Origin of the sequence: Streptococcus parasanguinis (assembly GCF_047465465.1) — a bacterium.
GTDB lineage: Bacteria > Bacillota > Bacilli > Lactobacillales > Streptococcaceae > Streptococcus > Streptococcus parasanguinis_AI.
Genome location: NZ_JASGZU010000005.1, coordinates 104,980 through 129,236, shown reverse-complemented (window position 1 = coordinate 129,236; position 24,257 = coordinate 104,980). Strand labels below are relative to the sequence as shown.

Sequence of the window (24,257 nt, the reverse complement as noted above, 5' to 3'; positions counted from 1 at the left end):
TCGTCGGGCTCATAACCCGAAGGTCGTAGGTTCAAATCCTGCTCCCGCAATTTGGCTCGGTAGCTCAGTTGGTAGAGCAATGGATTGAAGCTCCATGTGTCGGCGGTTCGATTCCGTCTCGCGCCATTTCTTTTAATAATAAGCGGGTGTAGTTTAGTGGTAAAACTACAGCCTTCCAAGCTGTTGTCGCGAGTTCGATTCTCGTCACCCGCTTTGAACATAGGTTCTTTACCAAGTTTTTAACTTGGGCGCGTAGCTCAGGTGGTTAGAGCGCACGCCTGATAAGCGTGAGGTCGGTGGTTCGAGTCCACTCGTGCCCATTTTGGAGAATTACTCAAGAGGCTGAAGAGGACGGTTTGCTAAATCGTTAGGTCGGGTAACCGGCGCGGGGGTTCGAATCCCCCATTCTCCGTATAATTTCCAAGTTTGAGATGTCATCTCAAACTATTTTTTATATTTTTGAAGGTTTTGTCTATGTTCTTGAATCGATTCTTTAAAATTTTTAGTTTTGTGTTTGTTTTAACTGTTTCAGGAATTTTATTTCTTTTTCCATCTGTTAGAACTTCAATTGTTTTAAAATCTTCTGATATATTAGCTATTGTTGATGAGGCAGTATCGGTACCATTTGTTGTTGTGGAATCTAAGGCAAAGGATTTAAAGAATTTATCTGAATTAAATGAAGAAAACCGTTCGTTAAAATCACGTCTTTATCAAAAGGATATTGACCAGTCAAAACTTAACCGTTTGGAATCAGAAAATAGAGAATTAAAGGATTTGATGTCAATCAAGAATTCTGTATCGGGTTCTAAACAAGTCGTTAGTGAGATTATTGACCGTAATTATGGTTCGTGGGATCAGGAATTTGTTATTGATAAAGGTAGTTCAGATGGAATTTCTGATTCTATGTTTGTTCTTTCGTCTGGTGGCGTCATTGGTGTGGTAGAAAGTATAGAGAAAAATTCTAGCAAAGTGAAATTATTAGTCGAAGATACTATTTCTTTACAACACCTGACGTTTAAAATTGAGAGTCAAGGTCAATCTATTTTTGCTTTATTAAATGGTTATGACGAGAAGACAGGTGAGTTTCGGTTGTTGCAAATTGGAGATCCAGTTGAAATTAAAAAAGGATCTCTGGTTTCAACAAGTGGTTTAGGAAAATATAAGAGTAGTGACTTACCTCTTGGTACAGTGACTTCTACTCAAAAGGCATCTGATCAGTTAGGGCAAGAAATTCGTGTGAAACCAAAGGCTAATTTAGATGTCAATCGTTATGTACTATTGATTGGAGAGTAGTGTGAAAGTCATACGTAAGTACCATTTTTTCCCTTTAATCTTATTCTTATCTTTATTTGTTGACGGACAGATCTCTTTTCTTATTTCTCGTTTTTGTCCAAACTCCTTTGAACCTACTTCATTTTTATTTCTATATGGTTTTATGTTATTGAGTCTCTATTTCTCTGAGATAGCTAGTATTTGGTGGGGAGTCTTCTTTGGTTTTTGTTTTGATGTGTATTTTTTACACACTCTAGGAATTACCTTCATAGTATTTCCTATACTACAGATGATTTTTTATCGGTGTAATCAGATTATTTTGGTCAATCGATTGACTCGTTTTTTTACATTTTTATTAACGATTCTATTATTTCAGATTTTAACAAATCTTCTTTTGATTCTTTTTATCAGCATAAAATTTAACTGGATTACACTAATTATTTACCAAATTTTTCCAAGTTTAATTTTGAATGTGCTTCTATTAATAGTATTACAGCCTTTACTTGAAAAGATTTATTTATAAACTCGAAATAAAAATGTAACAATAGCGTAATATAAATTTTTAAAAAATTTGTTATACTAGTTAGTGTCTTATTAGAAAGGGAAAATTTATCTAATGAAGAAAAAATTATTTGCCACAATCTTATTGAGTACAGTTGCTTTATCACAAGGTGCTGTCGTAGCTGGTGTATCAGCTGATTCAACAGATGATAAGATTGCTGCTCAAGATAACAAAATCAATAGTATTAATCAACAACAACAAAGTGCACAAGCTCAGGTAGATCAAATTCAAGGTCAAGTATCTGAAATTAAAAAACAACAAGAAAATCTTCAAGCTGAAAATGACCGTTTGAATGAAGAATCTGAACGATTGTCAGCTGAGATCGATGAGTTGTCAAAAAATATTGTTGCTCGTCAAGAATCACTTGCAAATCAAGCACGTAGTGCTCAAACAACTGGGACTGCAACAAGCTATATTAATGCGATTGTTAGCTCTGGATCTTTGACAGAAGCTATCTCACGTATTTCTGCTATGAACGAAATTGCAGATGCTAACAACAAAATGTTGCAAGAGCAAAAACGTGATAAAGAAGAGATTGCACAAAAACAAAAAGAAAACAACGATGCTATCAATACTGTCATTGCAAACAAACAGCAATTAGAAGATGATGCGCAAGCTTTGTCAACAAAAGAAGCTGAGTTGAAAGTAGCACAATTGAACTTGGCTGCTGAAAAATCAACTGCTGAAAACGAAAAGAATGCTTTGTTGCAACAAAAAGCGGAAGCTGAAAAAGCAGCAGCAGCAGCGGCAGCAGCAGAAGCAGCTTACCGTGCAAAACAAAAAGAACAACAAGCAGCTGTTAAAGCTTCAGCTAATACAACTCTTCAAGCACAAGTTCAAGCGGCAGCTCAAACACCTGCTGCAACACCAGCGGCAGCACAAACTCAAGCAGCACCTCAACCTGCTGTTCAAACTCAAGCAGCGGCTGCACCAGTAGCAACTACTTCTCGTCCAACTTATAGTACATCTGCATCATCTTATCCAGTTGGTGAATGTACATGGGGTGCGAAGACATTGGCTCCATGGGCTGGTGATTACTGGGGTAATGGTGGACAATGGGCAGCAAGTGCAGCGGCAGCAGGATTCCGTACAGGATCTCAACCACAAGTTGGTGCCATTGCATGTTGGAATGATGGTGGATATGGACACGTAGCAGTTGTTACAGCCGTTCAATCTACAACAAGCATCCAAGTTTCTGAGTCTAACTATAATGGTATCCGTAGCATTGGTAACTACCGTGGTTGGTTTAACCCAACAACAGCACAAGGTACTGTTACTTATATCTATCCAAACTAAGAATTACACTGAAGCAGGACATTTGTTCTGCTTCTTTTTTGATAGAATTTAGGTAGTGATAGATTTTGTAATTTCCATAAATTAATATTTGAATATTTGCTTAAAAAGCGATAAAATGATTACAGGAGAAATTTGTGCTGACTGTACAATATGGTTTTAGATTTTACTGGAGGAAATCATGTCATTTTCTGATTTAATGCTCTTTGCTTTGTCGTCAAATCAAGAATTGGCTCAACGTGTGTCTCGTGAAATGGGACTACCGCTTGGAAAGTCAACGGTTCGTCAATTTTCTGATGGAGAAATTCAGGTTAATATTGAAGAATCAATCCGTGGGAAAGATGTTTATATTTTGCAATCCACTAGCTCGCCGGTTAACGATAATCTAATGGAAATTTTGATTATGGTAGATGCGTTGAAACGTGCTAGTGCGCAATCCATTAATGTGGTGATGCCATATTACGGCTATGCTCGTCAAGACCGGAAAGCTCGAGCTCGTGAACCAATCACTTCTAAGTTGGTAGCTAATATGCTTGAGGTTGCTGGAGTTGATCGCCTCTTGACAATTGATTTGCATGCCGCTCAGATTCAAGGTTTCTTTGATATTCCTGTTGACCACTTGATGGGTGCGCCTTTGATCGCCGACTTTTTTGAACGTCGCGGGATGATTGGAAAAGACTATGTTGTTGTCAGTCCAGACCATGGTGGTGTGACTCGTGCTCGGAAATTAGCTGAATTTTTGAAGACACCGATTGCGATTATTGATAAACGTCGAAGTGTCGATAAGATGAATACGAGTGAAGTGATGAATATCATTGGGAGTGTTGAAGGCAAGACTTGTATTTTGATTGATGATATGATTGATACAGCTGGTACAATCTGTCATGCGGCGGATGCCCTTGCAGAAGCAGGTGCTGTTGAAGTTTATGCAAGCTGTACTCACCCTGTTTTATCAGGACCAGCGATGGACAACATCCAAAAATCAGCCATTAAGAAGTTGGTGGTGTTGGATACGATTTATCTACCGGAAGATCGATTGATTGATAAGATTGAGCAAATTTCGATTGCGAAACTCCTTGCAGAGGCCATTGTTCGCATTCACGAAAATCGCCCTCTTTCTCCTCTATTTGAAATCGGAAATGCCAAAAAATGTTAACAATAAGGAGGCTGGGTAACTGGCCTCTTTTATTTAGGAGGATATACAAATGGAAATCAGAAAATGGTTGGAAAATCTAAAAAAAGAAAAGAAACGGAAAAAACTGGTTCAAGCAGCTAAAGAACTAGAAGCAAAGGCTGATCCTAGTTTGCCCAAGAAACGATTGCCAAAAAATGGGGTGGTAAAATAGTTTGAAGAAAAAGAAGAAGTTTTATCATTTCTTTTTCTTTTTGTAGAATTATCTCAATATCGTAATTTTTGGTATCAAATAGACCATGATTTAAAATTAATTTCTTGATATTACAGTGTTTTGTTGAAAAAACACTTGACAAACCCAACATATATGTATAAAATGTTCACTGTAGAGCAATCTATATTAAATATGAAAAAGGAGATAAAACTATTATGAAAAAAGTTTTATTATCAAGTGCAGTCGTTCTCTCAGCTGTAGCAGCAACTTCAGTTGTTTTTGCTTCAACATTGGCAAATAGCAAAGATAATCCAAATAACCGTTTTGGATCATACTACGCTCAAACTTATCTTGGACTTGGAAAAAAGGTAGAAGCTCCTTCAAAACCAACTCAAGTTACACCAGCTACACCAGAAAAACCGGCTACACCAGAAAAACCAGCTACACCAGCTACACCTAAAAAACCAGTTGCAGTGGTACAAGTTCAACAACCAAAAGGTGATAAAAAAGATGGTGTTCTTCAAGAAGTATCTACTCCAGCTGCACCTAAAAAACCAGTTGCAGTTACAGCTAAAAAAGACCTTCCTTCAGAAGAAAATGTAACTGGAACAACTAACTCTCGTTACGGTTCTGCTTCACAAACAGAAAAAACAGCTAAAGATGGTCAAAAATATGAAACATTCAAAGCTGTAGAAACATACGGAAACACTAACTATTCTTATAATGGTTCATATGACGATGGTAAACGTCTTGTGACTGTTGATCCAAATTCTCGTTATGGTTCTGCTTCACAAAAAGAAGAAACTGCTAAAGATGGTCAACAATACGAAACATTCAAGACTGTTGAAACATTTGTTAGCACAAACTACTCTTCAGTAGTAAACCAATAATAGATTGGATAAAATTTTTAGAGGGCAACTGCCCTCTTTTTTATACATTCGATAACATAAACTAAGATATAAATTGAGCAATTCAATTTGCTATATGAAAAAAATAGTTATTTGAAATAGAAAAAATTGATACTTTTTTTAAAAAAACTAAGAAAAGTCTTGACATAGGCAGAATATCCTAGTATACTAGTCATAGTTACGAAGTAACGAATAATTTTTGAAAAGAAAAAAAGGAGATAAAACAATGAAAAAAGTTTTATTATCATCAGTAGCAGCTCTTGCAGTATTTGCTGCAGCAGCTCCAGCATTTGCATCTGACAATTCATATAGCTCAAATGCATTGATTCAAAAACACTACGTTTCAGAACGCGATATCGCTGACGAAGCAAACACACAAGTAGCAGCACACGAAGCTGAAATCAACGCAGAAGCTGAAAACTATCCAACAGTTGTAGCAGCAAGACAAGCTCTTGAAGCATACGGATCAGGTCACCTTTACGGCGATTACGTTGCTAAACTTGAAGCAGCTCGCACTGAAGCACGTAATGTTGTACGCAACAAATATGTAGCTAACCTTCAAGATCAATACCGTGCAGCAGCTCAACGTGAAGGTAAATACTGGAACGACCCAACTGGCGTTCAAGACAACAAAACAAAAGACATGCGTGATCAAGAAGATAAAGCTCTTAACCATGGTGGTTCTGCTGATGCAGCTGATGCTAACGCTAACGGTCAAGCTACAAACGAAGCTAAATCTAACGAAAATAAAGGTGGAGACGCAGCTAAAGCTGGTAAAGCTGGTTCAAAACAAGCTGGTAAAGCTCTTCCAAAAACAAGCGCAGTTAAATAATTTGATTATTAATTAGCTCGTAAAATATCACTGGACCTTCGGGTTCAGTGTTATTTTTTAGAAAAAATCATCAAGAGGAGATCGATCAATGAAAAGAGCTGGGGAAAAAAGTTCAAATAAATTGGGTCTTGTAATCGCTGCTCTTGTTGCAGTTGTTGTTCTTGTTGCTGGATTTATTTTCTTTAATCCATTTGGAGGAACTAAGTCATCTAGCACGGCTAAAAAAACAACTGGAACAAGCTCAACCAAGCAAGAAACTAAATATGAACCAAGCCAAGAAGAAAAAGATTACTTGAAAAATCGTTTTGCTCAGTTAACAGCTGTTAACCCTGAGACAATTGCTTATGTCTATGCACCGGGTACTGAGTTGGATGAACCTGTTGTACAAACCACTGACAATGAAACTTATTTGAATAAAACCTTTGATGGGGGAAATGAACCATACATGGGGACAGTCTTCATGGATATGGACAACAAGAAAGACTTCAGTGATCGTTTGACTTGGTTGTTTGGTCATGCTCGTGGTAGTAAGGTCGGCGACCATCGCATGTTTAATGATGTCAACTACTATGACAAACAAGAGTATTTGGACCAACATCCGTATGTTGTGATTGAGACACCAGAGCGGAAATATTACTATGAAGTAATGGGATTGGTCATTGTCCCAGAGAACACTGCTTTCTACCGTACAAGCTTTACTGATGACAATGATTTTACGACACAATTGAAGAATATCTATGAGTCAGCTCGTACGAAGAACCCTAATATCAAGATCAAAGCAACTGATAAGTATTTAGTATTGTCCACTTGTCGTGAAGAGGATGAAACTATTCGTTCTAACCTCTATCTTCGTCAAATTCCTGATTCAGAAATGAAGGATTTTGTGGCAAAACATGCAGATCAATTGAAATATGTGGCAACACGTGGCCAACAATAATGACTTGAAAGACTTAGCATTGCTAAGTCTTTTTTGCATGGAAGGATTTTTGAAATGTCCTTTGGTGGTAAGCAAAAGGTGGGGATCTGGCTTGTTCTTTTGCGATGGGGTCCTATTTATAGTATAATGAATATAAGTGTTTTTGGAGGTGTTCTATGGATTTAACGAAACGTTTTAATAAAAATCTGAATCGGATTGAAGTATCTTTGATTCGTCAGTTCGATCAATCAATTTCTTCCATTCCTGGTGTCTTACGTTTGACTTTGGGGGAACCGGATTTTACAACTCCTGAACATGTAAAAGAAGCAGGAAAGGCTGCCATTGATGCGAATTTTTGCCATTACACTGGGATGAGTGGTTTGCTGGCTTTGCGTGAGGCTGCGAGTCAGTTTGTGGCTGATAAATATGGTATTCACTACCGTCCTGAGGATGAGATATTGGTGACGATCGGTGCGACTGAAGCCCTATCTGCAACCTTGACAGCAATCTTGGAACCTGGAGATGTAGTACTTCTTCCAGCACCGGCCTACCCTGGTTATGAGCCGATTATAAATTTGGTAGGAGCAGATGTTGTCGAAATTGATACGACAGCAGATCGTTTTATCTTGACTCCTGAAAAGTTGGAAAAGGCTATTTTAGAGCAGGGTGAAAAATTGAAGGCTGTTATTCTCAATTATCCAGCTAATCCAACGGGAGTTACCTATTCGCGCGAACAGATGGCAGAATTAGCTGCTGTCTTAAAAAAATATGAAGTCTTTGTGATTTGTGATGAAGTCTATTCAGAGTTGACTTATACTGGAGAAGCGCATGTCTCTATGGCCTCCTTTATTCCTGAGCAGACCATTGTTATTAATGGCTTGTCCAAATCTCATGCCATGACAGGCTGGCGGCTTGGCTTTATCTTTGCGCCTGCTGCATTGACGGCCCAACTCATCAAGAGCCATCAGTATTTGGTAACGGCTGCTGGAACCATGAACCAGTATGCTGCGATCGAAGCTTTGACGGAAGGTCGGGATGATGCGGAGCCAATGAAGAAGGAATATGTGAAGCGTCGTGATTATATTATTGAACAGATGTCCGCGCTTGGGTTTGAGATTATTAAGCCAGATGGAGCTTTTTATATTTTTGCTAAAATCCCAGCTGGTTATAATCAAGATTCCTTTGCTTTCTTGCAGGATTTTGCGCGTGAAAAAGCGGTTGCTTTCATTCCTGGTGCTGCTTTTGGTCAATATGGTAAAGGCTATGTGCGTTTGTCGTATGCAGCCAGCATGGAGGTTATCAAGGAAGCTATGAAACGCTTGAAGGAGTATATGGAAGAACATGCTGGAGTCAATTGAGACCCGGGGAATTGTCCTGTATAATCGGGAGTTTCGTGAGGATGACAAGCTGGTCAAAATCTTCACAGAGAAGTCAGGGAAGCGGATGTTTTTTGTGAAACATGCGGGAAAATCACGGTTGAATCCCATGTTGCAACCTTTGGTAACGGCAGATATGTTGTTGAAAATCAATGATGATGGGTTGAGTTATATTGATGATTTTCAAGATGTGCAGATTTATAAGAAAATTAATGCAGATCTTTTTGCCCTTTCTTATGCGACCTATGTTCTGGCGCTTGCAGATGCAAGTATTCAGGATAATCAGGTGGATCCGGCCCTGTTTGCTTTTTTGGAAAAGACCTTGTCTTTGATGGAAGAGGGACTGGATTATGAGGTTTTAACCAATATTTTTGAGATTCAGATTCTATCACGATTTGGAGTTGTCTTGAATCTGCATGAATGCTGTTTCTGTCATCGGGTTGGACTTCCTTTTGATTACTCTTTTCGCTATAGTGGGGTCCTTTGTCCGGATCATTATGATCAGGATGAGAGACGTGCTCACTGGCATCCGAATGTTCTCTATTTATTGGATCAGTTTCAAGCAGTACGATTCAGTGAGTTAGAGACGATTTCTCTACAAGCGGAGATGAAAACAGCTCTGCGTCAGGCAGTTGATCAGTTGTATGAGGAGTATGTAGGGATCCATTTAAAAGCTAAAAAGTTTATCGATTCCTTGAGTGATTGGGGAGCGATTATGAAAGATTCATCTGGAGGTGAAACATGAAAAAAATTGCAGTAGATGCAATGGGGGGCGATAATGCACCTCAAGCCTTGGTAGAAGGCGTGAATCAAGCCATTCGTGATTTTGATGATATTGAGATTGTCTTGTATGGTGATGAGACAAAAATCAAAAACTATTTAACAGTAACAGAGCGTGTATCGATTGTTCATACGGAGGAAAAAATCGATTCAGATGATGAGCCGACGCGTGCTATTCGTCGGAAGAAGCAAGCTTCTATGGTCTTGGCTGCCAAGGATGTGAAGGCTGGAGATGTAGATGCTATGTTGTCTGCGGGGAACACGGGCGCCTTGTTAGCGGCAGGTTTCTTTATTGTCGGTCGTATCAAAGGAGTGGAACGTCCAGGTTTGATGTCTACACTTCCAACGGTTGATGGTCGTGGGTATGATATGCTAGACTTAGGGGCCAATGCGGAAAATACACCAGAGCACTTGCATCAGTATGCTGTGATGGGATCCTACTATGCTGAAAATGTTCGTGGGATTCAAAAACCTCGCGTGGGTTTATTGAACAATGGGACAGAAGCTAGTAAGGGAGATCCTTTGCGCAAGGAAACCTACCAATTGTTATCTGAGGATGAGTCGATTCATTTTGTTGGAAATGTGGAAGCGCGTGACTTGATGGATGGCGTTGCTGATGTCGTTGTGGCGGATGGTTTCACGGGAAACGCTGTCTTGAAAACGATGGAAGGAACGGCTTTTGGGATCTTGAAGCAATTGAAACAAGCAATTGCCACAGGAAACTGGAAGGCGAAATTGGGAGCTTTTCTGCTCAAGGACCGTTTGAAATCATTGAAGCAAACCTTGGATTTCTCAGATGTTGGAGGAGCGGTCTTGTTTGGTCTTCAAGCACCTGTTGTTAAAACGCATGGTTCGAGTGATGCCAAAGCTGTCTATAGCACGATTCGTCAGATTCGGACCATGTTAGAGACAGATGTTGTTGGAAAATCAGTGAAGGAATTATCGAAGGAAGGGTAATGTATGAGTAAACAAAACGAAATTTTAGCTACTATTGAGGAATTTCTCAAAGACCGCAAGGGACCAGATTTTCAAGTATCTTTGGAATCTGACTTACGTAAGGATTTACAGGCGGATTCTGTTGAATTGATGGAATTTATTATCAATCTTGAGGATGAATACCAAATTGAGATTCCGGACAAGGCTATTGATGAATTTAACACAGTAGGGGATGTTGTCGACTATATCGAAAAACGAACTGCTGGTCACTAATGAAAAAGGGATCGTTCAGAGATTATTCTGGATGGTCTTTTTTTCTGTCCTTTTTATTCGGATTCTGCTTATATTGTACGGAATTTTATTGAAAATACACTTTGTATGTGATAGAATGAAGGTGATAAAATACGAAAGGCGAACAAAGTCATGACTAATCAACTGATTTATACTGGAAAAGCTAAGGATATCTATACTACTGAGGACGAACATGTGATTAAGTCGGTCTATAAGGACCAAGCAACCATGCTAAATGGGGCTCGTAAGGAGACGATTAAAGGAAAAGGTGTGCTAAATAATCAGATTTCGTCTCTTATTTTTGAAAAATTGAATGCTGCGGGTGTTGCAACGCACTTTATAAAACGTATTTCTGACACAGAACAACTCAACAAGAAAGTAAAAATCATTCCTTTGGAGGTTGTTCTTCGAAACGTGACGGCAGGTTCTTTCTCTAAACGGTTTGGCGTGGAAGAAGGTTTGGACTTGAAAACTCCAATCGTTGAATTTTACTATAAAAACGATGAGTTGGATGACCCATTCATCAATGATGAGCATGTGAAGTTTTTGGATATTGCCAATGATGAGCAAATTGCCTATATCAAGGAAGAAACACGTCGTATCAATGAATTGCTGAAAGATTGGTTTGCACAAATTGGTCTTCGCTTGATTGACTTCAAATTGGAATTTGGTTTTGATAAGGATGGCAAGATTATCTTGGCGGATGAATTCTCTCCAGATAACTGCCGCCTTTGGGATGCTGAAGGGCACCATATGGACAAGGATGTTTTCCGTAGAGATTTGGGTAGCCTAACGGATGTATATCAGGTTGTGTTGGAGAAATTACAGGGCTTGAAGTAATCTTTTTGAAACGGAAAACCTTCGTCTTCGATAACATGTTTGAATAGAAATAAAGGAAATAAAATGGATAAACGTATTTTCGTTGAGAAAAAAGCTGATTTTCGTGTGAAATCGGACTCTTTAGTAAAAGAATTGCAGCATAATCTTCAGTTGAAAACCTTGAAGGATCTTCGGATTGTTCAGGTTTACGATGTCTTTGGTTTGGCAGAGGACTTGTTTGCGCGTGCGGAAAAACATATCTTCTCTGAGCAAGTGACCGATACTGTTCTGGATGAAGCTGCGGTTCAGGCTGATTTTGAGAAATATGCTTTCTTTGCGATTGAAAGTTTGCCTGGTCAATTTGACCAACGTGCGGCATCTTCACAAGAAGCTTTGCTTTTGCTTGGTAGTTCAAATGACGTAACAGTGAATACAGCGCAATTGTACTTGGTTAACAAGGATATCGATGCGAATGAGTTGGAAGCTGTTAAAAACTACCTTTTGAACCCAGTGGATTCTCGTTTCAAAGATATCACTGTTGGTATTGCGAAACAGGATTTCTCTGAGTCTGACAAGACCATTCCAAGCTTGGATTTCTTTGAAACTTATACGGCAGAAGATTTTGCACAGTATAAGGTTGAGCAAGGATTGGCAATGGAAGTGGATGATTTGCTCTTTATTCAGGACTATTTCAAGTCCATTGGACGGGTGCCAACTGAGACGGAACTGAAGGTTTTGGATACTTACTGGTCTGACCACTGCCGTCACACGACTTTCGAGACTGAGTTGAAAACCATCGACTTCTCAGTTTCTAAATTTGAAAAACAATTGCAAGCGACTTATGACAAGTATATTGCCATGCGTGATGAGTTGGGACGTACAGAAAAACCTCAAACCTTGATGGATATGGCGACTATTTTTGGCCGTTATGAGCGTGCTAATGGTCGTTTGGATGACATGGAAGTGTCTGATGAAATCAATGCCTGCTCAGTTGAAATTGAAGTGGATGTCAATGGTGTCAAAGAACCATGGCTTCTCATGTTCAAGAACGAAACGCACAACCACCCAACGGAAATCGAACCATTTGGTGGAGCGGCTACTTGTATCGGTGGTGCCATTCGTGACCCATTGTCAGGTCGTTCATACGTTTACCAAGCCATGCGTATCTCAGGTGCTGGTGATATTACAGCTCCAATTTCAGAAACCCGCGCTGGTAAATTGCCGCAACAAGTGATTTCTAAAACAGCAGCTCACGGTTATTCTTCATACGGTAACCAAATTGGTCTTGCCACAACCTATGTTCGAGAATACTTCCACCCAGGTTTCGTTGCAAAACGTATGGAGCTAGGTGCAGTTGTCGGTGCGGCTCCTAAGGAAAATGTGGTCCGTGAAAAACCTGAAGCAGGTGATGTGATTATCTTGCTCGGTGGTAAAACTGGACGTGACGGTGTCGGTGGTGCGACAGGTTCTTCTAAAGTTCAAACGGTTGAATCTGTTGAAACAGCTGGTGCTGAGGTTCAAAAAGGGAACGCCATCGAAGAACGTAAGATTCAACGTCTTTTCCGTAATGGGGAAGTGACGCGTCTGATCAAAAAATCAAATGACTTTGGTGCTGGTGGTGTCTGTGTGGCTATCGGTGAATTGGCAGATGGTCTTGAAATTGATTTAGACAAAGTGCCATTGAAATACCAAGGTTTGAACGGTACAGAAATTGCCATTTCTGAGTCTCAAGAACGGATGGCTGTGGTGGTTCGTCCAGAAGATGTAGACGCCTTCGTTGCTGAATGTAACAAAGAAAATATTGATGCTGTTGTCGTTGCAACAGTAACGGAGAAACCAAATCTTGTCATGCACTGGAATGGTGAAACAATCGTTGATTTGGAACGTCGTTTCCTTGATACAAACGGTGTACGTGTGGTTGTAGATGCTAAGGTGGTTGACAAGGATGTCAAGCTTCCAGAAGAACGTCAAACATCTGCTGAAACCCTTGAAGCGGATACTCTTGAGGTCTTGGCTGACTTGAACCATGCCAGTCAAAAAGGGTTACAAACCATCTTTGATAGCTCAGTTGGTCGTTCAACAGTCAATCACCCACTTGGTGGTCGCTACCAAATCACACCAACGGAAGCTTCTGTACAGAAATTACCAGTCCAACATGGCGTGACAACAACCGCTTCTGTTATGGCGCAAGGATTCAACCCTTATGTAGCAGAATGGTCTCCATATCATGGTGCTGCCTATGCGGTCATCGAAGCAACCGCTCGTTTGGTTGCTGCTGGTGCAAACTGGTCTAAGGCTCGCTTCTCTTATCAAGAATACTTCGAGCGGATGGATAAACAAGCAGAGCGTTTTGGTCAACCAGTAGCAGCTCTTCTTGGATCCATTGAAGCTCAGATTCAACTTGGTTTGCCATCTATCGGTGGGAAAGACTCTATGTCTGGTACCTTTGAAGAATTGACAGTACCACCAACCTTGGTTGCTTTTGGGGTGACAACTGCAGATAGCCGTAAGGTCCTTTCTCCAGAATTTAAAGCTACTGGTGAAAATATCTATTACATCCCAGGTCAAGCTTTGGCACAAGAAATTGACTTTGATCTTATCAAGTCTAACTTTGCTCAATTTGAAGCCATCCAAGCTGATCACAAAGTAACAGCAGCATCAGCTGTCAAATATGGTGGTGTCCTTGAAGCTCTTGCCCTTGCAACCTTTGGGAACCATATTGGTGCAAACGTCGAATTAGCTGACCTTGACACTAGCTTGACAGCCCAATTGGGTGGATTCATCTTCACATCGCCTGAAGAAATTGCAGGTGTTGCCAAGATTGGACAAACAGCAGACGACTTTACACTTACTGTCAATGGTGTAACGCTTGATGGACACAAACTTGACAGTGCCTTCCAAGGTAAATTGGAAGAGGTTTACCCAACGGAATTTGCACAAGCAACTGAGCTGGAAGAAGTACCTGCGTTGGCATCAGATACTGTTATCAAAGCTAAAGAAACAGTTGAGGCACCAGTGGTTTACATCCCAGTGTTCCCAGGTACTAACTCTGAGTACGATTCAGCTAAGGCCTTTGAAAAAGAAGGTGCAAAAGTTAACCTGGTACCATTTGTCACACTGAATGAAGAAGCTATTGTCAAGTCTGTTGACACTATGGTTGACAATATCGAAAAAGCTAACATTATCTTCTTTGCAGGTGGCTTCTCAGCAGCGGATGAACCAGATGGATCAGCTAAATTTATCGTTAACATCTTGCTCAATGAAAAAGTACGTGCAGCCATTGATAGCTTCATCGAACGAGGTGGTTTGATCATCGGTATCTGTAACGGATTCCAAGCCCTTGTTAAATCAGGTCTTCTTCCATACGGTAACTTTGAAGATGCAAGTAGCACCAGTCCAACCCTCTTCTACAATGATGCCAACCAACACGTGGCTAAGATGGTTGAAACACGGATTGCCAACACCAACTCACCATGGCTTGCCGGAGTAGAAGTTGGTGACATCCATGCCATTCCAGTATCACACGGTGAAGGTAAATTTGTCGTGACAGCTGAGGAATTCGCAGAGCTTCGTGACAATGGTCAAATCTTTACCCAATATGTTGACTTCGAAGGTAAACCAAGCATGGATTCTAAATATAATCCTAACGGATCTGTAAATGCTATCGAAGGTATCACAAGTAAGAACGGTCAAATTATTGGTAAGATGGGTCACTCAGAACGTTTCGAAGATGGTCTCTTCCAAAATATTCCAGGAAATAAAGACCAACATCTCTTTGCATCAGCGGTTAAATACTTTACTGGAAAATAAAAGGTATACAAAATGACATACGAAGTTAAATCTCTTAATGAAGAATGTGGTATTTTTGGGATCTGGGGACACCCAGATGCTGCAAAACTGACTTATTTCGGATTACACAGTCTTCAACACCGTGGTCAAGAAGGGGCGGGGATCCTTTCGAATGATGCGGGTCAACTAAAACGGTATCGTGATACGGGTCTTCTCTCAGAAGTATTTCGAAATCCTGCTAACTTGGATAAGTTAACAGGAACGGGAGCGATTGGCCATGTTCGCTATGCGACAGCTGGGGAAGCTTCGGTGGATAACATCCAGCCCTTCCTCTTTCGCTTTCATGATACCCAGTTTGGACTAGCCCACAACGGGAATTTGACCAATGCCAAGTCCCTCAAACGGGAGTTAGAAAATAACGGAGCGATCTTTAGCTCAACTTCTGATTCAGAAATCTTGGCGCACTTGATTCGTCGGAGCCACAACCCATCCTTCATGGGTAAGGTGAAAGAAGCCTTGAATACGGTGAAAGGTGGATTTGCTTACCTTCTCATGCTGGAAGATAAGCTGATTGCGGCCTTGGATCCAAATGGTTTCCGTCCTCTTTCGATTGGGAAAATGGCCAATGGCGCAATCGTAGTTTCCTCTGAAACCTGTGCTTTTGAAGTGGTTGGTGCTGAGTGGATTCGCGATGTGAATCCAGGTGAAGTCGTGATCATTGATGATAATGGCATTACTTACGATAACTATACAACGGACACCCAATTGGCTGTTTGTTCGATGGAGTATATTTACTTTGCCCGTCCTGACTCCAATATCCAAGGCGTGAATGTCCATACAGCCCGTAAACGTATGGGGGCTCAATTGGCACGTGAATTCAAACATGAAGCAGATATTGTGGTCGGTGTACCTAACTCTTCACTTAGTGCAGCTATGGGATTTGCGGAAGAATCTGGCCTACCAAATGAAATGGGCTTGATTAAAAACCAATACACCCAACGGACTTTTATTCAACCAACACAAGAACTACGGGAGCAAGGGGTTCGGATGAAGCTCTCTGCCGTATCCGGTGTCGTGAAAGGCAAACGGGTTGTCATGATTGACGATTCTATCGTACGTGGGACAACATCACGTCGGATTGTGAAGTTATTGAAAGAAGCAGGAGCTACAGAGGTCCACGTAGCAATCGGTAGCCCAGCCCTTGCCTATCCATGTTTCTACGGGATCGATATTCAAACACGTAAGGAATTGATTGCTGCCAATCATACAGTAGAGGAAACACGCGATATCATTGGTGCAGATAGCTTGACGTATTTGTCAATCGATGGCTTGATTGATTCTATTGGAATCGATACAGATGCCCCCAATGGCGGTCTTTGTGTGGCTTACTTTGATGGAAAATATCCAACGCCTTTGTATGACTACGAAGAACGCTATGTGGAAAGTTTGAAAGAACATACTTCTTTCTATTAAGAGTAGTGCAAAAGAAAAAAGAGGAAAAAATTATGTCTAAAAATGCTTATGCTCCACGTCTCACTACTGACTAAAAGCTAAAGCATTTGTCAGTAGACGCTTTGCCCTATGGGACCAAAGCTAGAGACCTGACTAGTATTTTTAGATAAAAAAATTGTTTATCTAAAAATACGTCGCACTCTTTCTCAAAAAAAGAAAAGGATTAAAAAATGACAAATAAGAATGCATACGCTCAATCTGGTGTGGATGTTGAAGCGGGTTATGAAGTTGTTGAACGGATCAAAAAACACGTTGCTCGTACGGAACGTGCTGGTGTCATGGGAGCTCTTGGTGGCTTCGGTGGTATGTTCGACCTTTCAAAAACAGGTGTCAAAGAGCCTGTTTTGATCTCAGGTACAGATGGTGTTGGTACCAAGTTGATGCTGGCTATTAAGTACGACAAACACGATACCATTGGTCAAGACTGTGTGGCCATGTGTGTTAACGATATCATCGCTGCAGGTGCGGAGCCCCTTTACTTCCTTGACTATATCGCAACTGGTAAAAATGAACCTGCTAAATTAGAGCAAGTCGTTGCTGGTGTTGCAGAAGGTTGTGTGCAGGCTGGTGCAGCCCTTATCGGTGGAGAAACGGCTGAAATGCCTGGTATGTATGGTGAAGATGACTATGATTTGGCTGGGTTTGCTGTCGGTGTTGCAGAAAAATCTCAAATCATTGACGGTTCAAAAGTAGCTGAAGGGGATGTGATTCTTGGATTTGCTTCAAGCGGTATCCACTCAAATGGTTACTCACTTGTTCGTCGTGTCTTTGCGGATTACACGGGTGAAGAAGTTCTCCCAGAATTGGAAGGCAAAAAACTTAAAGACGTTCTTTTGGAACCAACTCGTATCTACGTCAAAGCAGCTTTGCCACTCATCAAAGAAGAATTGATCAACGGAATTGCCCACATCACAGGTGGTGGTTTCATCGAAAATGTACCACGTATGTTCTCAGATGACTTGGCTGCTGAAATTGATGAAAGCAAAGTGCCAGTCCTTCCAATTTTTAAAGCCCTTGAAAAATATGGCCAAATCAAACATGAAGAAATGTTTGAAATCTTCAACATGGGGATTGGTCTCATGCTTGCAGTGAAACCAGAAAATGTGGAACGTGTCAAAGAACTTCTTGACGAGCCTGTTTATGAAATCGGTCGGATTGTGAAGAAAGATGGCGCAAGTGTGGTGATTAAATAATGGTGCTATCACCATTTTATACGGAGAAATTGTAGAAAGGAGTGTTTAGTTAGCAAGCCTAACTGAACACGGGACTCATTTTCTAGGAAAAAAGAGAAATCATTTTGTGTGCAAGCACCCAGCAATGATTTCCTATTTTTCTACGAAACTGTTCGGCTAGCCGAAACGTCCCTTTGTATCGAATATGAAAATCGCTGTATTTGCCTCTGGCAACGGCTCAAACTTTCAGGTGATTGCAGAACAATTTCCAGTAGAATTTGTCTTTTCAGATCATCGTGATACCTATGTCTTAGAACGTGCCAAGAACCTTGGTGTGGCTAGTCATGCCTTTGAACTCAAGGAATTTGACAATAAAGCAGCTTATGAAGAAGCTATCGTCAAACTTTTGGATGAATACCAGATTGACTTGGTTTGTTTAGCGGGTTATATGAAAATCGTTGGTCCAACCTTGCTAGCAGCTTATGAAGGCCGTATCATCAATATTCACCCGGCTTATCTCCCTGAATTTCCAGGTGCTCATGGTATTGAGGATGCTTGGAATGCGGGCGTTGCTGAGAGCGGTGTGACCATTCACTGGGTGGATTCGGGCGTTGATACCGGAAAGGTCATCAAACAAGTCCGTGTCCCACGCCTTGAAGGTGATACCCTTGATACTTTCGAAACTCGCATCCATGAAACAGAGTACAAGCTCTATCCAGAAGTGTTGGATAGTTTGGGTGTAGCGAGAAAATAAGGAAGTGCTAGAGCAGAAAGATAATTTTCGACTGTAGCAGATAAAGAACTTTTTTAAAAAAGGAAAATAAAGAAAATGACTAAACGCGCACTAATTAGTGTTTCAGACAAAGCGGGCATCGTTGAATTTGCCCAAGAACTCAAAAAACTCGGTTGGGACATCATCTCGACAGGTGGGACTAAAGTTGCCCTTGACAATGCTGGGGTAGACACTATCGCTATCGACGATGTGACTGGTTTCCCAGAAATGATGGACGGTCGTGTGAAGACCCTCCACCCAAATATCCACGGTGGTCTCCTCGCTCGTCGTGATCTCGATAGCCACCTAGAGGCTGCTAAGGATAATAAGATTGAATTGATCGACCTTGTTGTGGTCAATCTTTACCCATTCAAGGAAACCATCCTTAAACCAGATGTGACTTACGCTGATGCGGTGGAAAATATTGACATAGGTGGGCCATCCATGCTCCGCTCAGCAGCGAAAAACCACGCTAGCGTGACAGTCGTGGTAGACCCTGCTGACTATGCTGTGGTTTTGGAAGAATTGTCAGCTAATGGCGAAACCACTTATGAAACTCGCCAACGGTTGGCAGCCAAAGTTTTCCGTCACACAGCAGCTTATGATGCCTTGATTGCGGAATATTTTACAGCTCAAGTGGGGGAAAGTAAACCTGAAAAACTCACTCTGACTTATGACCTCAAACAAGCTATGCGTTATGGGGAAAACCCTCAACAAGATGCCGATTTCTACCAAAAAGCCTTGCCGACGGATTACTCCATTGCATCCGCTAAACAGCTGAACGGGAAAGAATTATCCTTCAACAATATCCGTGACGCTGATGCCGCTATCCGGATCATCCGTGATTTCAAAGACCGTCCAACCGTTGTGGCTCTCAAACACATGAATCCATGTGGGATCGGTCAAGCAGATGACATCGAGACTGCTTGGGACTATGCGTATGAGTCTGATCCAGTATCCATCTTTGGTGGAATCGTGGTTCTCAACCGTGAAGTAGACGCTGCGACAGCTCAAAAAATGCACGGTGTCTTCCTTGAAATCATCATTGCACCAAGCTATACAGATGAAGCGCTTGAAATCTTGGCTACCAAGAAGAAAAACTTGCGGATTCTTGAGCTACCGTTTGATGCTCAAGATGCCAGTGAAGTGGAAGCAGAATACACTGGTGTTGTTGGCGGCCTTCTCGTTCAAAACCAAGACGTGGTGAAAGAAAGTCCAGCTGACTGGCAAGTGGTGACCAAGCGTCAACCAACGGAGACAGAAGCAACAGCTCTTGAGTTTGCTTGGAAAGCCATCAAGTATGTCAAATCAAATGGAATTATCGTGACTAATGACCACATGACACTTGGTGTTGGCCCTGGTCAAACAAACCGTGTGGCTTCAGTTCGTATTGCTATTGACCAAGCTAAAGACCGTCTTGACGGCGCTGTTCTTGCGTCAGATGCCTTCTTCCCATTTGCGGATAACGTGGAAGAAATCGCCAAAGCAGGGATTAAAGCGATCATCCAGCCGGGTGGATCAGTCCGTGACCAAGAGTCAATCGAAGCGGCTGATAAATATGGCTTGACTATGGTTTTCACAGGCGTGAGACATTTTAGACATTGATGGGTATTTTAAAATTAGCTCATTATCAACTGTGATAAAGGATTTATCGCTAACAAAAAGAGAAGACGTAAGTTGTCTTCTCTTTTTGTATGTCTAAAACAATAAGCATTTTAGTGTTAGAAATTATTAAAATGATTTGTTAGAGCTGTTCATGACGAATCTCGAAAAACTCAGTTTCTCACTTAACTATTTTTTATACGTTTTATGGTGTTTAAGGTTGTTGTGACTAGCTCGTTAATAGGCATGGCTTTATAATCTCCTTTTAACCATTCATCAAAAATATTGTAGAGACCGCCGGTAATGAATCTAATATCATAGTTGATTTGTCTTTGATCACTATTTGTGATGTGCCAAGGTGCTATGACAGTGGTATAAGCAGCAGGAAACTTATCATAATACCTTTGCAAGATAAGCACGAGTAAGTTTGCGTCTTGCAAAATTTTTAATGGCTCAGTGTACTGGCTCCAATACTGAAAGAAAAGGTTCACTAAATCTTCAAAATTAGTCAGTTTTGCTGTTTGAAGTTCGATAATATAGTATTGGATTAAGCGGTCTAAATAGTTCGTAAGAACTTCCTCTTTTGAATGGTAATAACGATAAAATGTTCGTCTAGCAATCTGAGCATGCTCGCTCAGTTCAGCAATGCTGATGTTTTGGAGAGATTTCTTAGTTGCTAATAAATCGAACAAGGCTTCCTCCAGCCATTGTCGCGTTTGATATTCCATGGTATTTTTCCTTTCCTGTCGCACTTTTGGTCAAACTGTGCCAATTCTCTTAACCTCTTGTTTTTGTAACGGTTTATCTTTATACTAAAAGTGTTGCGCGTGATATATGATGATCATTTATTCTTAACATTGTACAATTGTTAGTTGTTATTAAGGAGGGAAAGATATGAGCATTCTTTTTAATGTTTGGATGCTTCCTATTTTATTTATTTTACATGATTTTGAAGAAATAATTTTTATGCCCTTGTGGAAAACACGGCATCATCAAAAGTTAGAAACTTTTAAGAAACCGTTCTTTGGTTCCGTTACGCAAGGTTCAGCTTTTGCAGTAGGTGTGTTCGAAGAATTTATCATCCTGGTGTTTATTTCTGGATTCTGCCAAATAACTCACAACAGTTTACTCTATTTATCTTTTGTAATAGCTTATACAGCTCATTTCATAATCCATTATATCATGTGCCTGCAATTTAGGGGCTATGTTCCTGGAGTCGTCACGGTAACCCTAGAATTGCCAATGGTTCTAATGATTGTTTCCCACTATTGGCCTTCTGACATTTCTTTGTTATCAGTCGTTGTCTATCTTTTATTGGCCATGGTAATAGCTTTTACGAATCTTAAAATCATGCATCTCATCATGCCAAAAATTCAAACACATCTAGAAAAATACGCGAAATGAAAAACGATTAAACGAGAGCTACTTTTTAACCTTTCTGATATAACTGGTTAATGAGCGGCCAAGAATCTATCGAAGTGGCTGATAAATATGGCTTGACTATGATCTTCACAGGAGTGAGACATTTTAGACATTAATCAAATAAGGCACACATCAATGGATGGGTGCCTTTTCTGCTGGTTAAGAAGACCTTAATCTGGGTAGATATAGGTGACAGTTCCCCAGATGGGGTTGGTCGGATCAAACCAGCCACGGAAGTTGTCGATATAGCGATGGCCGTTGTAATTAGCCTCTTGGATCTGAATTTTTTGGTCATGTTCGACATCCGTAACCAAGGCGACATGACCATATCCCCCATTGTCCCAACAGGCGATGGCACCGACCTCTGGGATGTCTCCTGTCCGGAATCCCGCAGTGCGTGCACTAGCTGCCCACATGCCACCGTTTCCCCACCAGTTGTGGGCCCAAGGGGCTAATTCTTTGGCTCCCCAGGTGCACTCACCAATGGGGTAGGTGTTTCCCGGATGTGTCGCGAGTGGAGTGAGCTTTGGCTTTGCCTTTTCCACTTGAAAGGTAGTGGGGAATAGTCCTTGTAGTTGCCCCTTCTTTTTCTGATAGACGTGGAGATGAAATAGCCCACTTCCCTTGTGTTTTTGAGCCTGAAAGCGCAGTTGGAAATGTCCAGGTGCGATCTTCTTTGCGGGATACCAGACCAGATCATCCTGCCCATTTTCTTCAGACCAGATGGGGAAGACAATCTCGTCAACGTCTTCGAACAACTTTAGGTCTACCTCAAATTCTTGTGAGGAGATGGGTGTGATCGTAATCTTGGGTTGGGAAGAAGCCAGGTCTTTTTGCTGGACGCTGGTCGTGAGAGGGTAAAGACCGGTTAACTGTTCATTTGCCTCCATCCCATAGACATGAACATGATAAAGTCCAGCTTGATCAGAATGGTTGGTCAATGGCACTTGTAGATTAAATCCAGTGTCACTTCGCTCCACAGGATACCAAATCAGGTCATCTTGGCCATTTTGGTCAGACCAGATGGGAACTTGGATCTTATGATACTTATCCGGGACATTTCCAAGATGAATCATCAGCTGCCCTTTTTCGGCATAGATAGCATTGGTCGCTTGATCTGCATGAGCAATAGAGGCTTGCATCCCCCATGCCGCACAAGTCAGTACTACAAATTTTTTGATCGTTTGCATAATACTCCTTTTCATCAATTAGTAGGTCTCACCTATACTATTCGGAAAAAAATGAGAAATAGGAGAAAATAGCAAAAAATGTTTGGATTCTACTGGAAATAGGAGACTTTTGCTGAAATCATTAGAATAAAACGAACGATTATGATATAATTTAATAAAATAATTCGCAAAAGAGGTTTGAGATGAAACTTTTGGTTGTTGGATCTGGTGGTCGTGAGCATGCGATTGCTAAGAAATTGTTGGAGTCTACAAACGTTGAGCAGGTTTTTGTGGCTCCTGGTAATGACGGGATGCGATTAGATGGTCTGGATTTGATCAATATCGGAATTTCCGAACATTCTAAGCTGATTGACTTCGCAAAAGCGAACGATATTGCTTGGACCTTTATCGGCCCAGATGATGCCCTTGCAGCTGGAATCGTGGATGATTTCAATGCAGCTGGTCTCAAAGCCTTTGGTCCTACAAGATTAGCAGCAGAGCTGGAGTGGTCTAAGGATTTCGCTAAGGAAATCATGGTCAAATACGACGTTCCGACAGCAGCTTATGGCACCTTTTCAGATTTCGAGGAAGCCAAGGCCTACATCGAGGAAAAAGGCGCTCCAATCGTCGTCAAGGCAGACGGATTGGCCCTAGGTAAAGGTGTCGTCGTTGCGGAGACGGTTGAGCAAGCAGTTGAAGCCGCTCACGAGATGCTTTTGGACAATAAATTCGGTGATTCAGGTGCGCGTGTGGTCATCGAGGAATTCCTTGACGGGGAAGAGTTCTCTCTCTTTGCCTTTGTCAACGGGGACAAGTTCTATATCATGCCAACGGCTCAGGACCACAAACGTGCCTACGATGGTGACAAGGGCCCTAACACTGGCGGAATGGGTGCCTATGCGCCGGTTCCTCACTTGCCACAGAGCGTAGTTGACACAGCGGTTGACACCATTGTCAAGCCGGTTCTTGAAGGTATGATTAAAGAAGGCCGTCCGTACCTTGGTGTCCTTTACGCTGGTCTTATCTTGACAGCTGATGGACCGAAAGTCATCGAGTTCAACTCACGTTTTGGCGATCCTGAAACGCAAATCATCTTGCCTCGTTTGACATCTGACTTTGCACAAAACATCACTGACATTTTGGATGGCAAAGAGCCAGCCATCACTTGGACGGACAAGGGTGTGACACTGGGGGTGGTTGTAGCATCAAACGGATATCCACTCGCTTATGAGAAAGGTGTCAAGCTTCCTACCAAGACAGAAGGCGACATCATCACTTACTATGCTGGAGCTAAATTTGCTGAAAATGGCCAAGACCTCCTCTCAAACGGCGGACGTGTCTACATGCTCGTCACAACAGCAGACACCGTCAAAGACGGCCAAAACATTATCTACAACGAACTCAACAAACAAAACACAGAAGGCCTGTTCTATCGTACGGATATCGGTAGCAAGGCGAATAAATAAAACTCTTTGAAAATCTTCGATT

At 41.3% G+C, this 24,257-nt stretch carries 22 protein-coding genes, 4 tRNA genes and 1 pseudogene; 25 read left to right on the top strand and 2 right to left on the bottom strand.

Annotation, left to right across the window (positions count from 1 at the left end):
• The first annotated feature begins 53 nt into the window (after positions 1 to 53).
• The 22 genes from QM351_RS09275 (at position 54) to purH (ending at position 20,181) form a co-directional block, all read left to right on the top strand.
• Positions 54 to 126 (top strand) — tRNA-Phe (locus QM351_RS09275).
• Positions 127 to 142: 16 nt separating this feature from the next.
• A tRNA-Gly gene (locus tag QM351_RS09270) sits at positions 143 to 213 on the top strand.
• A gap of 33 nt (positions 214 to 246) precedes the next feature.
• Positions 247 to 320, top strand: a tRNA-Ile gene (locus tag QM351_RS09265).
• Between the two features lie 4 nt (positions 321 to 324).
• Positions 325 to 412, top strand: a tRNA-Ser gene (locus tag QM351_RS09260).
• A gap of 62 nt (positions 413 to 474) precedes the next feature.
• Positions 475 to 1,293 (top strand): rod shape-determining protein MreC, encoded by an 819-nt coding sequence (gene mreC / locus QM351_RS09255; protein ID WP_414327240.1) that lies wholly within the window; start codon positions 475 to 477, stop codon positions 1,291 to 1,293.
• Between the two features lies 1 nt (position 1,294).
• Positions 1,295 to 1,795 carry a rod shape-determining protein MreD gene (mreD, locus tag QM351_RS09250; protein WP_254728421.1) on the top strand — a complete coding sequence of 167 codons (501 nt, stop codon included), beginning with the start codon at positions 1,295 to 1,297 and terminating at the stop codon, positions 1,793 to 1,795.
• 93 nt (positions 1,796 to 1,888) lie between these two features.
• A complete protein-coding gene (pcsB, locus tag QM351_RS09245) occupies positions 1,889 to 3,130 on the top strand; it encodes a peptidoglycan hydrolase PcsB (RefSeq protein WP_049473285.1) in 1,242 nt (413 codons plus the stop codon).
• 178 nt (positions 3,131 to 3,308) lie between these two features.
• Complete coding sequence (locus QM351_RS09240) at positions 3,309 to 4,283, top strand: ribose-phosphate diphosphokinase (protein WP_049490632.1); 975 nt, start codon at positions 3,309 to 3,311, stop codon at positions 4,281 to 4,283.
• 49 nt (positions 4,284 to 4,332) lie between these two features.
• Positions 4,333 to 4,473, top strand: a complete 141-nt coding sequence (locus tag QM351_RS09235; RefSeq protein ID WP_173018797.1) for a hypothetical protein — start codon at positions 4,333 to 4,335, stop codon at positions 4,471 to 4,473.
• Positions 4,474 to 4,688: 215 nt separating this feature from the next.
• Positions 4,689 to 5,363, top strand: coding sequence for a hypothetical protein (locus tag QM351_RS09230; protein ID WP_414327239.1), 675 nt, complete (start codon positions 4,689 to 4,691; stop codon positions 5,361 to 5,363).
• Between the two features lie 244 nt (positions 5,364 to 5,607).
• Entirely contained in the window at positions 5,608 to 6,213 is a 606-nt protein-coding gene (gene abpA, locus QM351_RS09225) for an amylase-binding adhesin AbpA (RefSeq protein ID WP_070666592.1), read from the top strand.
• Between the two features lie 88 nt (positions 6,214 to 6,301).
• On the top strand, positions 6,302 to 7,150 hold the full coding sequence (gene srtB / locus QM351_RS09220; protein WP_070666595.1) for a class B sortase, LPKTxAVK-specific: 849 nt from the start codon (positions 6,302 to 6,304) through the stop codon (positions 7,148 to 7,150).
• Between the two features lie 155 nt (positions 7,151 to 7,305).
• Entirely contained in the window at positions 7,306 to 8,487 is a 1,182-nt protein-coding gene (locus QM351_RS09215; protein WP_414327238.1) for a pyridoxal phosphate-dependent aminotransferase, read from the top strand.
• A complete protein-coding gene (gene recO / locus QM351_RS09210; protein ID WP_414327237.1) occupies positions 8,471 to 9,250 on the top strand; it encodes a DNA repair protein RecO in 780 nt (259 codons plus the stop codon). Before QM351_RS09215 ends, recO begins: the two co-directional genes overlap by 17 nt.
• Positions 9,247 to 10,242, top strand: coding sequence for a phosphate acyltransferase PlsX (gene plsX / locus QM351_RS09205; RefSeq protein WP_414327236.1), 996 nt, complete (start codon positions 9,247 to 9,249; stop codon positions 10,240 to 10,242). Before recO ends, plsX begins: the two co-directional genes overlap by 4 nt.
• A gap of 3 nt (positions 10,243 to 10,245) precedes the next feature.
• The gene (locus tag QM351_RS09200) at positions 10,246 to 10,494 is read left to right on the top strand and encodes an acyl carrier protein (RefSeq protein ID WP_024054589.1); all 249 of its coding nucleotides are present in this window, start codon (positions 10,246 to 10,248) and stop codon (positions 10,492 to 10,494) included.
• Positions 10,495 to 10,644: 150 nt separating this feature from the next.
• Positions 10,645 to 11,352, top strand: coding sequence for a phosphoribosylaminoimidazolesuccinocarboxamide synthase (gene purC, locus QM351_RS09195; RefSeq protein ID WP_003009285.1), 708 nt, complete (start codon positions 10,645 to 10,647; stop codon positions 11,350 to 11,352).
• Between the two features lie 63 nt (positions 11,353 to 11,415).
• On the top strand, positions 11,416 to 15,141 hold the full coding sequence (locus QM351_RS09190) for a phosphoribosylformylglycinamidine synthase (RefSeq protein ID WP_414327235.1): 3,726 nt from the start codon (positions 11,416 to 11,418) through the stop codon (positions 15,139 to 15,141).
• 12 nt (positions 15,142 to 15,153) lie between these two features.
• The gene (gene purF, locus QM351_RS09185) at positions 15,154 to 16,593 is read left to right on the top strand and encodes an amidophosphoribosyltransferase (protein WP_003009289.1); all 1,440 of its coding nucleotides are present in this window, start codon (positions 15,154 to 15,156) and stop codon (positions 16,591 to 16,593) included.
• Positions 16,594 to 16,802: 209 nt separating this feature from the next.
• Positions 16,803 to 17,825 (top strand): phosphoribosylformylglycinamidine cyclo-ligase, encoded by a 1,023-nt coding sequence (purM, locus tag QM351_RS09180; protein ID WP_414327234.1) that lies wholly within the window; start codon positions 16,803 to 16,805, stop codon positions 17,823 to 17,825.
• Between the two features lie 184 nt (positions 17,826 to 18,009).
• Complete coding sequence (gene purN / locus QM351_RS09175) at positions 18,010 to 18,558, top strand: phosphoribosylglycinamide formyltransferase (protein WP_414327233.1); 549 nt, start codon at positions 18,010 to 18,012, stop codon at positions 18,556 to 18,558.
• A 75-nt stretch (positions 18,559 to 18,633) separates the two neighbouring features.
• Entirely contained in the window at positions 18,634 to 20,181 is a 1,548-nt protein-coding gene (gene purH / locus QM351_RS09170) for a bifunctional phosphoribosylaminoimidazolecarboxamide formyltransferase/IMP cyclohydrolase (RefSeq protein ID WP_414327232.1), read from the top strand.
• 182 nt (positions 20,182 to 20,363) lie between these two features.
• Here purH and QM351_RS09165 read toward each other — a convergent pair whose 3' ends face one another.
• Positions 20,364 to 20,906, bottom strand: a complete 543-nt coding sequence (locus QM351_RS09165) for a TetR/AcrR family transcriptional regulator (RefSeq protein WP_342984018.1) — start codon at positions 20,904 to 20,906, stop codon at positions 20,364 to 20,366.
• 166 nt (positions 20,907 to 21,072) lie between these two features.
• On the opposite strand from QM351_RS09165, the gene QM351_RS09160 reads away from it, so the two are divergent.
• Together QM351_RS09160 and QM351_RS09155 are read left to right on the top strand one after the other, a co-directional pair.
• Complete coding sequence (locus tag QM351_RS09160) at positions 21,073 to 21,582, top strand: HXXEE domain-containing protein (protein WP_342984017.1); 510 nt, start codon at positions 21,073 to 21,075, stop codon at positions 21,580 to 21,582.
• A gap of 59 nt (positions 21,583 to 21,641) precedes the next feature.
• Positions 21,642 to 21,716 (top strand): annotated as a pseudogene (locus QM351_RS09155) (IMP cyclohydrolase); the annotation flags it as partial.
• 54 nt (positions 21,717 to 21,770) lie between these two features.
• Here the strand turns inward: QM351_RS09155 and QM351_RS09150 are convergent.
• Positions 21,771 to 22,790 carry a GBS Bsp-like repeat-containing protein gene (locus QM351_RS09150; RefSeq protein WP_414327231.1) on the bottom strand — a complete coding sequence of 340 codons (1,020 nt, stop codon included), beginning with the start codon at positions 22,788 to 22,790 and terminating at the stop codon, positions 21,771 to 21,773.
• A 182-nt stretch (positions 22,791 to 22,972) separates the two neighbouring features.
• Here QM351_RS09150 and purD point away from each other — a divergent pair, with 182 nt between their 5' ends.
• The gene (purD, locus tag QM351_RS09145; protein ID WP_414327230.1) at positions 22,973 to 24,235 is read left to right on the top strand and encodes a phosphoribosylamine--glycine ligase; all 1,263 of its coding nucleotides are present in this window, start codon (positions 22,973 to 22,975) and stop codon (positions 24,233 to 24,235) included.
• Positions 24,236 to 24,257 lie beyond the last annotated feature (22 nt).

What these genes read in the sequence shown, in the direction of transcription:
- mreC (WP_414327240.1), top strand. Translation starts at nt 475, where the DNA reads ATGTTCTTGAATCGATTCTTTAAAATTTTTAGTTTTGTGTTTGTTTTA.
- pcsB (WP_049473285.1), top strand. Translation starts at nt 1,889, where the DNA reads ATGAAGAAAAAATTATTTGCCACAATCTTATTGAGTACAGTTGCTTTA.
- QM351_RS09240 (WP_049490632.1), top strand. Translation starts at nt 3,309, where the DNA reads ATGTCATTTTCTGATTTAATGCTCTTTGCTTTGTCGTCAAATCAAGAA.
- QM351_RS09235 (WP_173018797.1), top strand. Translation starts at nt 4,333, where the DNA reads ATGGAAATCAGAAAATGGTTGGAAAATCTAAAAAAAGAAAAGAAACGG.
- QM351_RS09230 (WP_414327239.1), top strand. Translation starts at nt 4,689, where the DNA reads ATGAAAAAAGTTTTATTATCAAGTGCAGTCGTTCTCTCAGCTGTAGCA.
- abpA (WP_070666592.1), top strand. Translation starts at nt 5,608, where the DNA reads ATGAAAAAAGTTTTATTATCATCAGTAGCAGCTCTTGCAGTATTTGCT.
- srtB (WP_070666595.1), top strand. Translation starts at nt 6,302, where the DNA reads ATGAAAAGAGCTGGGGAAAAAAGTTCAAATAAATTGGGTCTTGTAATC.
- QM351_RS09215 (WP_414327238.1), top strand. Translation starts at nt 7,306, where the DNA reads ATGGATTTAACGAAACGTTTTAATAAAAATCTGAATCGGATTGAAGTA.
- recO (WP_414327237.1), top strand. Translation starts at nt 8,471, where the DNA reads ATGCTGGAGTCAATTGAGACCCGGGGAATTGTCCTGTATAATCGGGAG.
- plsX (WP_414327236.1), top strand. Translation starts at nt 9,247, where the DNA reads ATGAAAAAAATTGCAGTAGATGCAATGGGGGGCGATAATGCACCTCAA.
- QM351_RS09200 (WP_024054589.1), top strand. Translation starts at nt 10,246, where the DNA reads ATGAGTAAACAAAACGAAATTTTAGCTACTATTGAGGAATTTCTCAAA.
- purC (WP_003009285.1), top strand. Translation starts at nt 10,645, where the DNA reads ATGACTAATCAACTGATTTATACTGGAAAAGCTAAGGATATCTATACT.
- QM351_RS09190 (WP_414327235.1), top strand. Translation starts at nt 11,416, where the DNA reads ATGGATAAACGTATTTTCGTTGAGAAAAAAGCTGATTTTCGTGTGAAA.
- purF (WP_003009289.1), top strand. Translation starts at nt 15,154, where the DNA reads ATGACATACGAAGTTAAATCTCTTAATGAAGAATGTGGTATTTTTGGG.
- purM (WP_414327234.1), top strand. Translation starts at nt 16,803, where the DNA reads ATGACAAATAAGAATGCATACGCTCAATCTGGTGTGGATGTTGAAGCG.
- purN (WP_414327233.1), top strand. Translation starts at nt 18,010, where the DNA reads ATGAAAATCGCTGTATTTGCCTCTGGCAACGGCTCAAACTTTCAGGTG.
- purH (WP_414327232.1), top strand. Translation starts at nt 18,634, where the DNA reads ATGACTAAACGCGCACTAATTAGTGTTTCAGACAAAGCGGGCATCGTT.
- QM351_RS09165 (WP_342984018.1), bottom strand. Translation starts at nt 20,906, where the DNA reads ATGGAATATCAAACGCGACAATGGCTGGAGGAAGCCTTGTTCGATTTA.
- QM351_RS09160 (WP_342984017.1), top strand. Translation starts at nt 21,073, where the DNA reads ATGAGCATTCTTTTTAATGTTTGGATGCTTCCTATTTTATTTATTTTA.
- QM351_RS09150 (WP_414327231.1), bottom strand. Translation starts at nt 22,790, where the DNA reads ATGCAAACGATCAAAAAATTTGTAGTACTGACTTGTGCGGCATGGGGG.
- purD (WP_414327230.1), top strand. Translation starts at nt 22,973, where the DNA reads ATGAAACTTTTGGTTGTTGGATCTGGTGGTCGTGAGCATGCGATTGCT.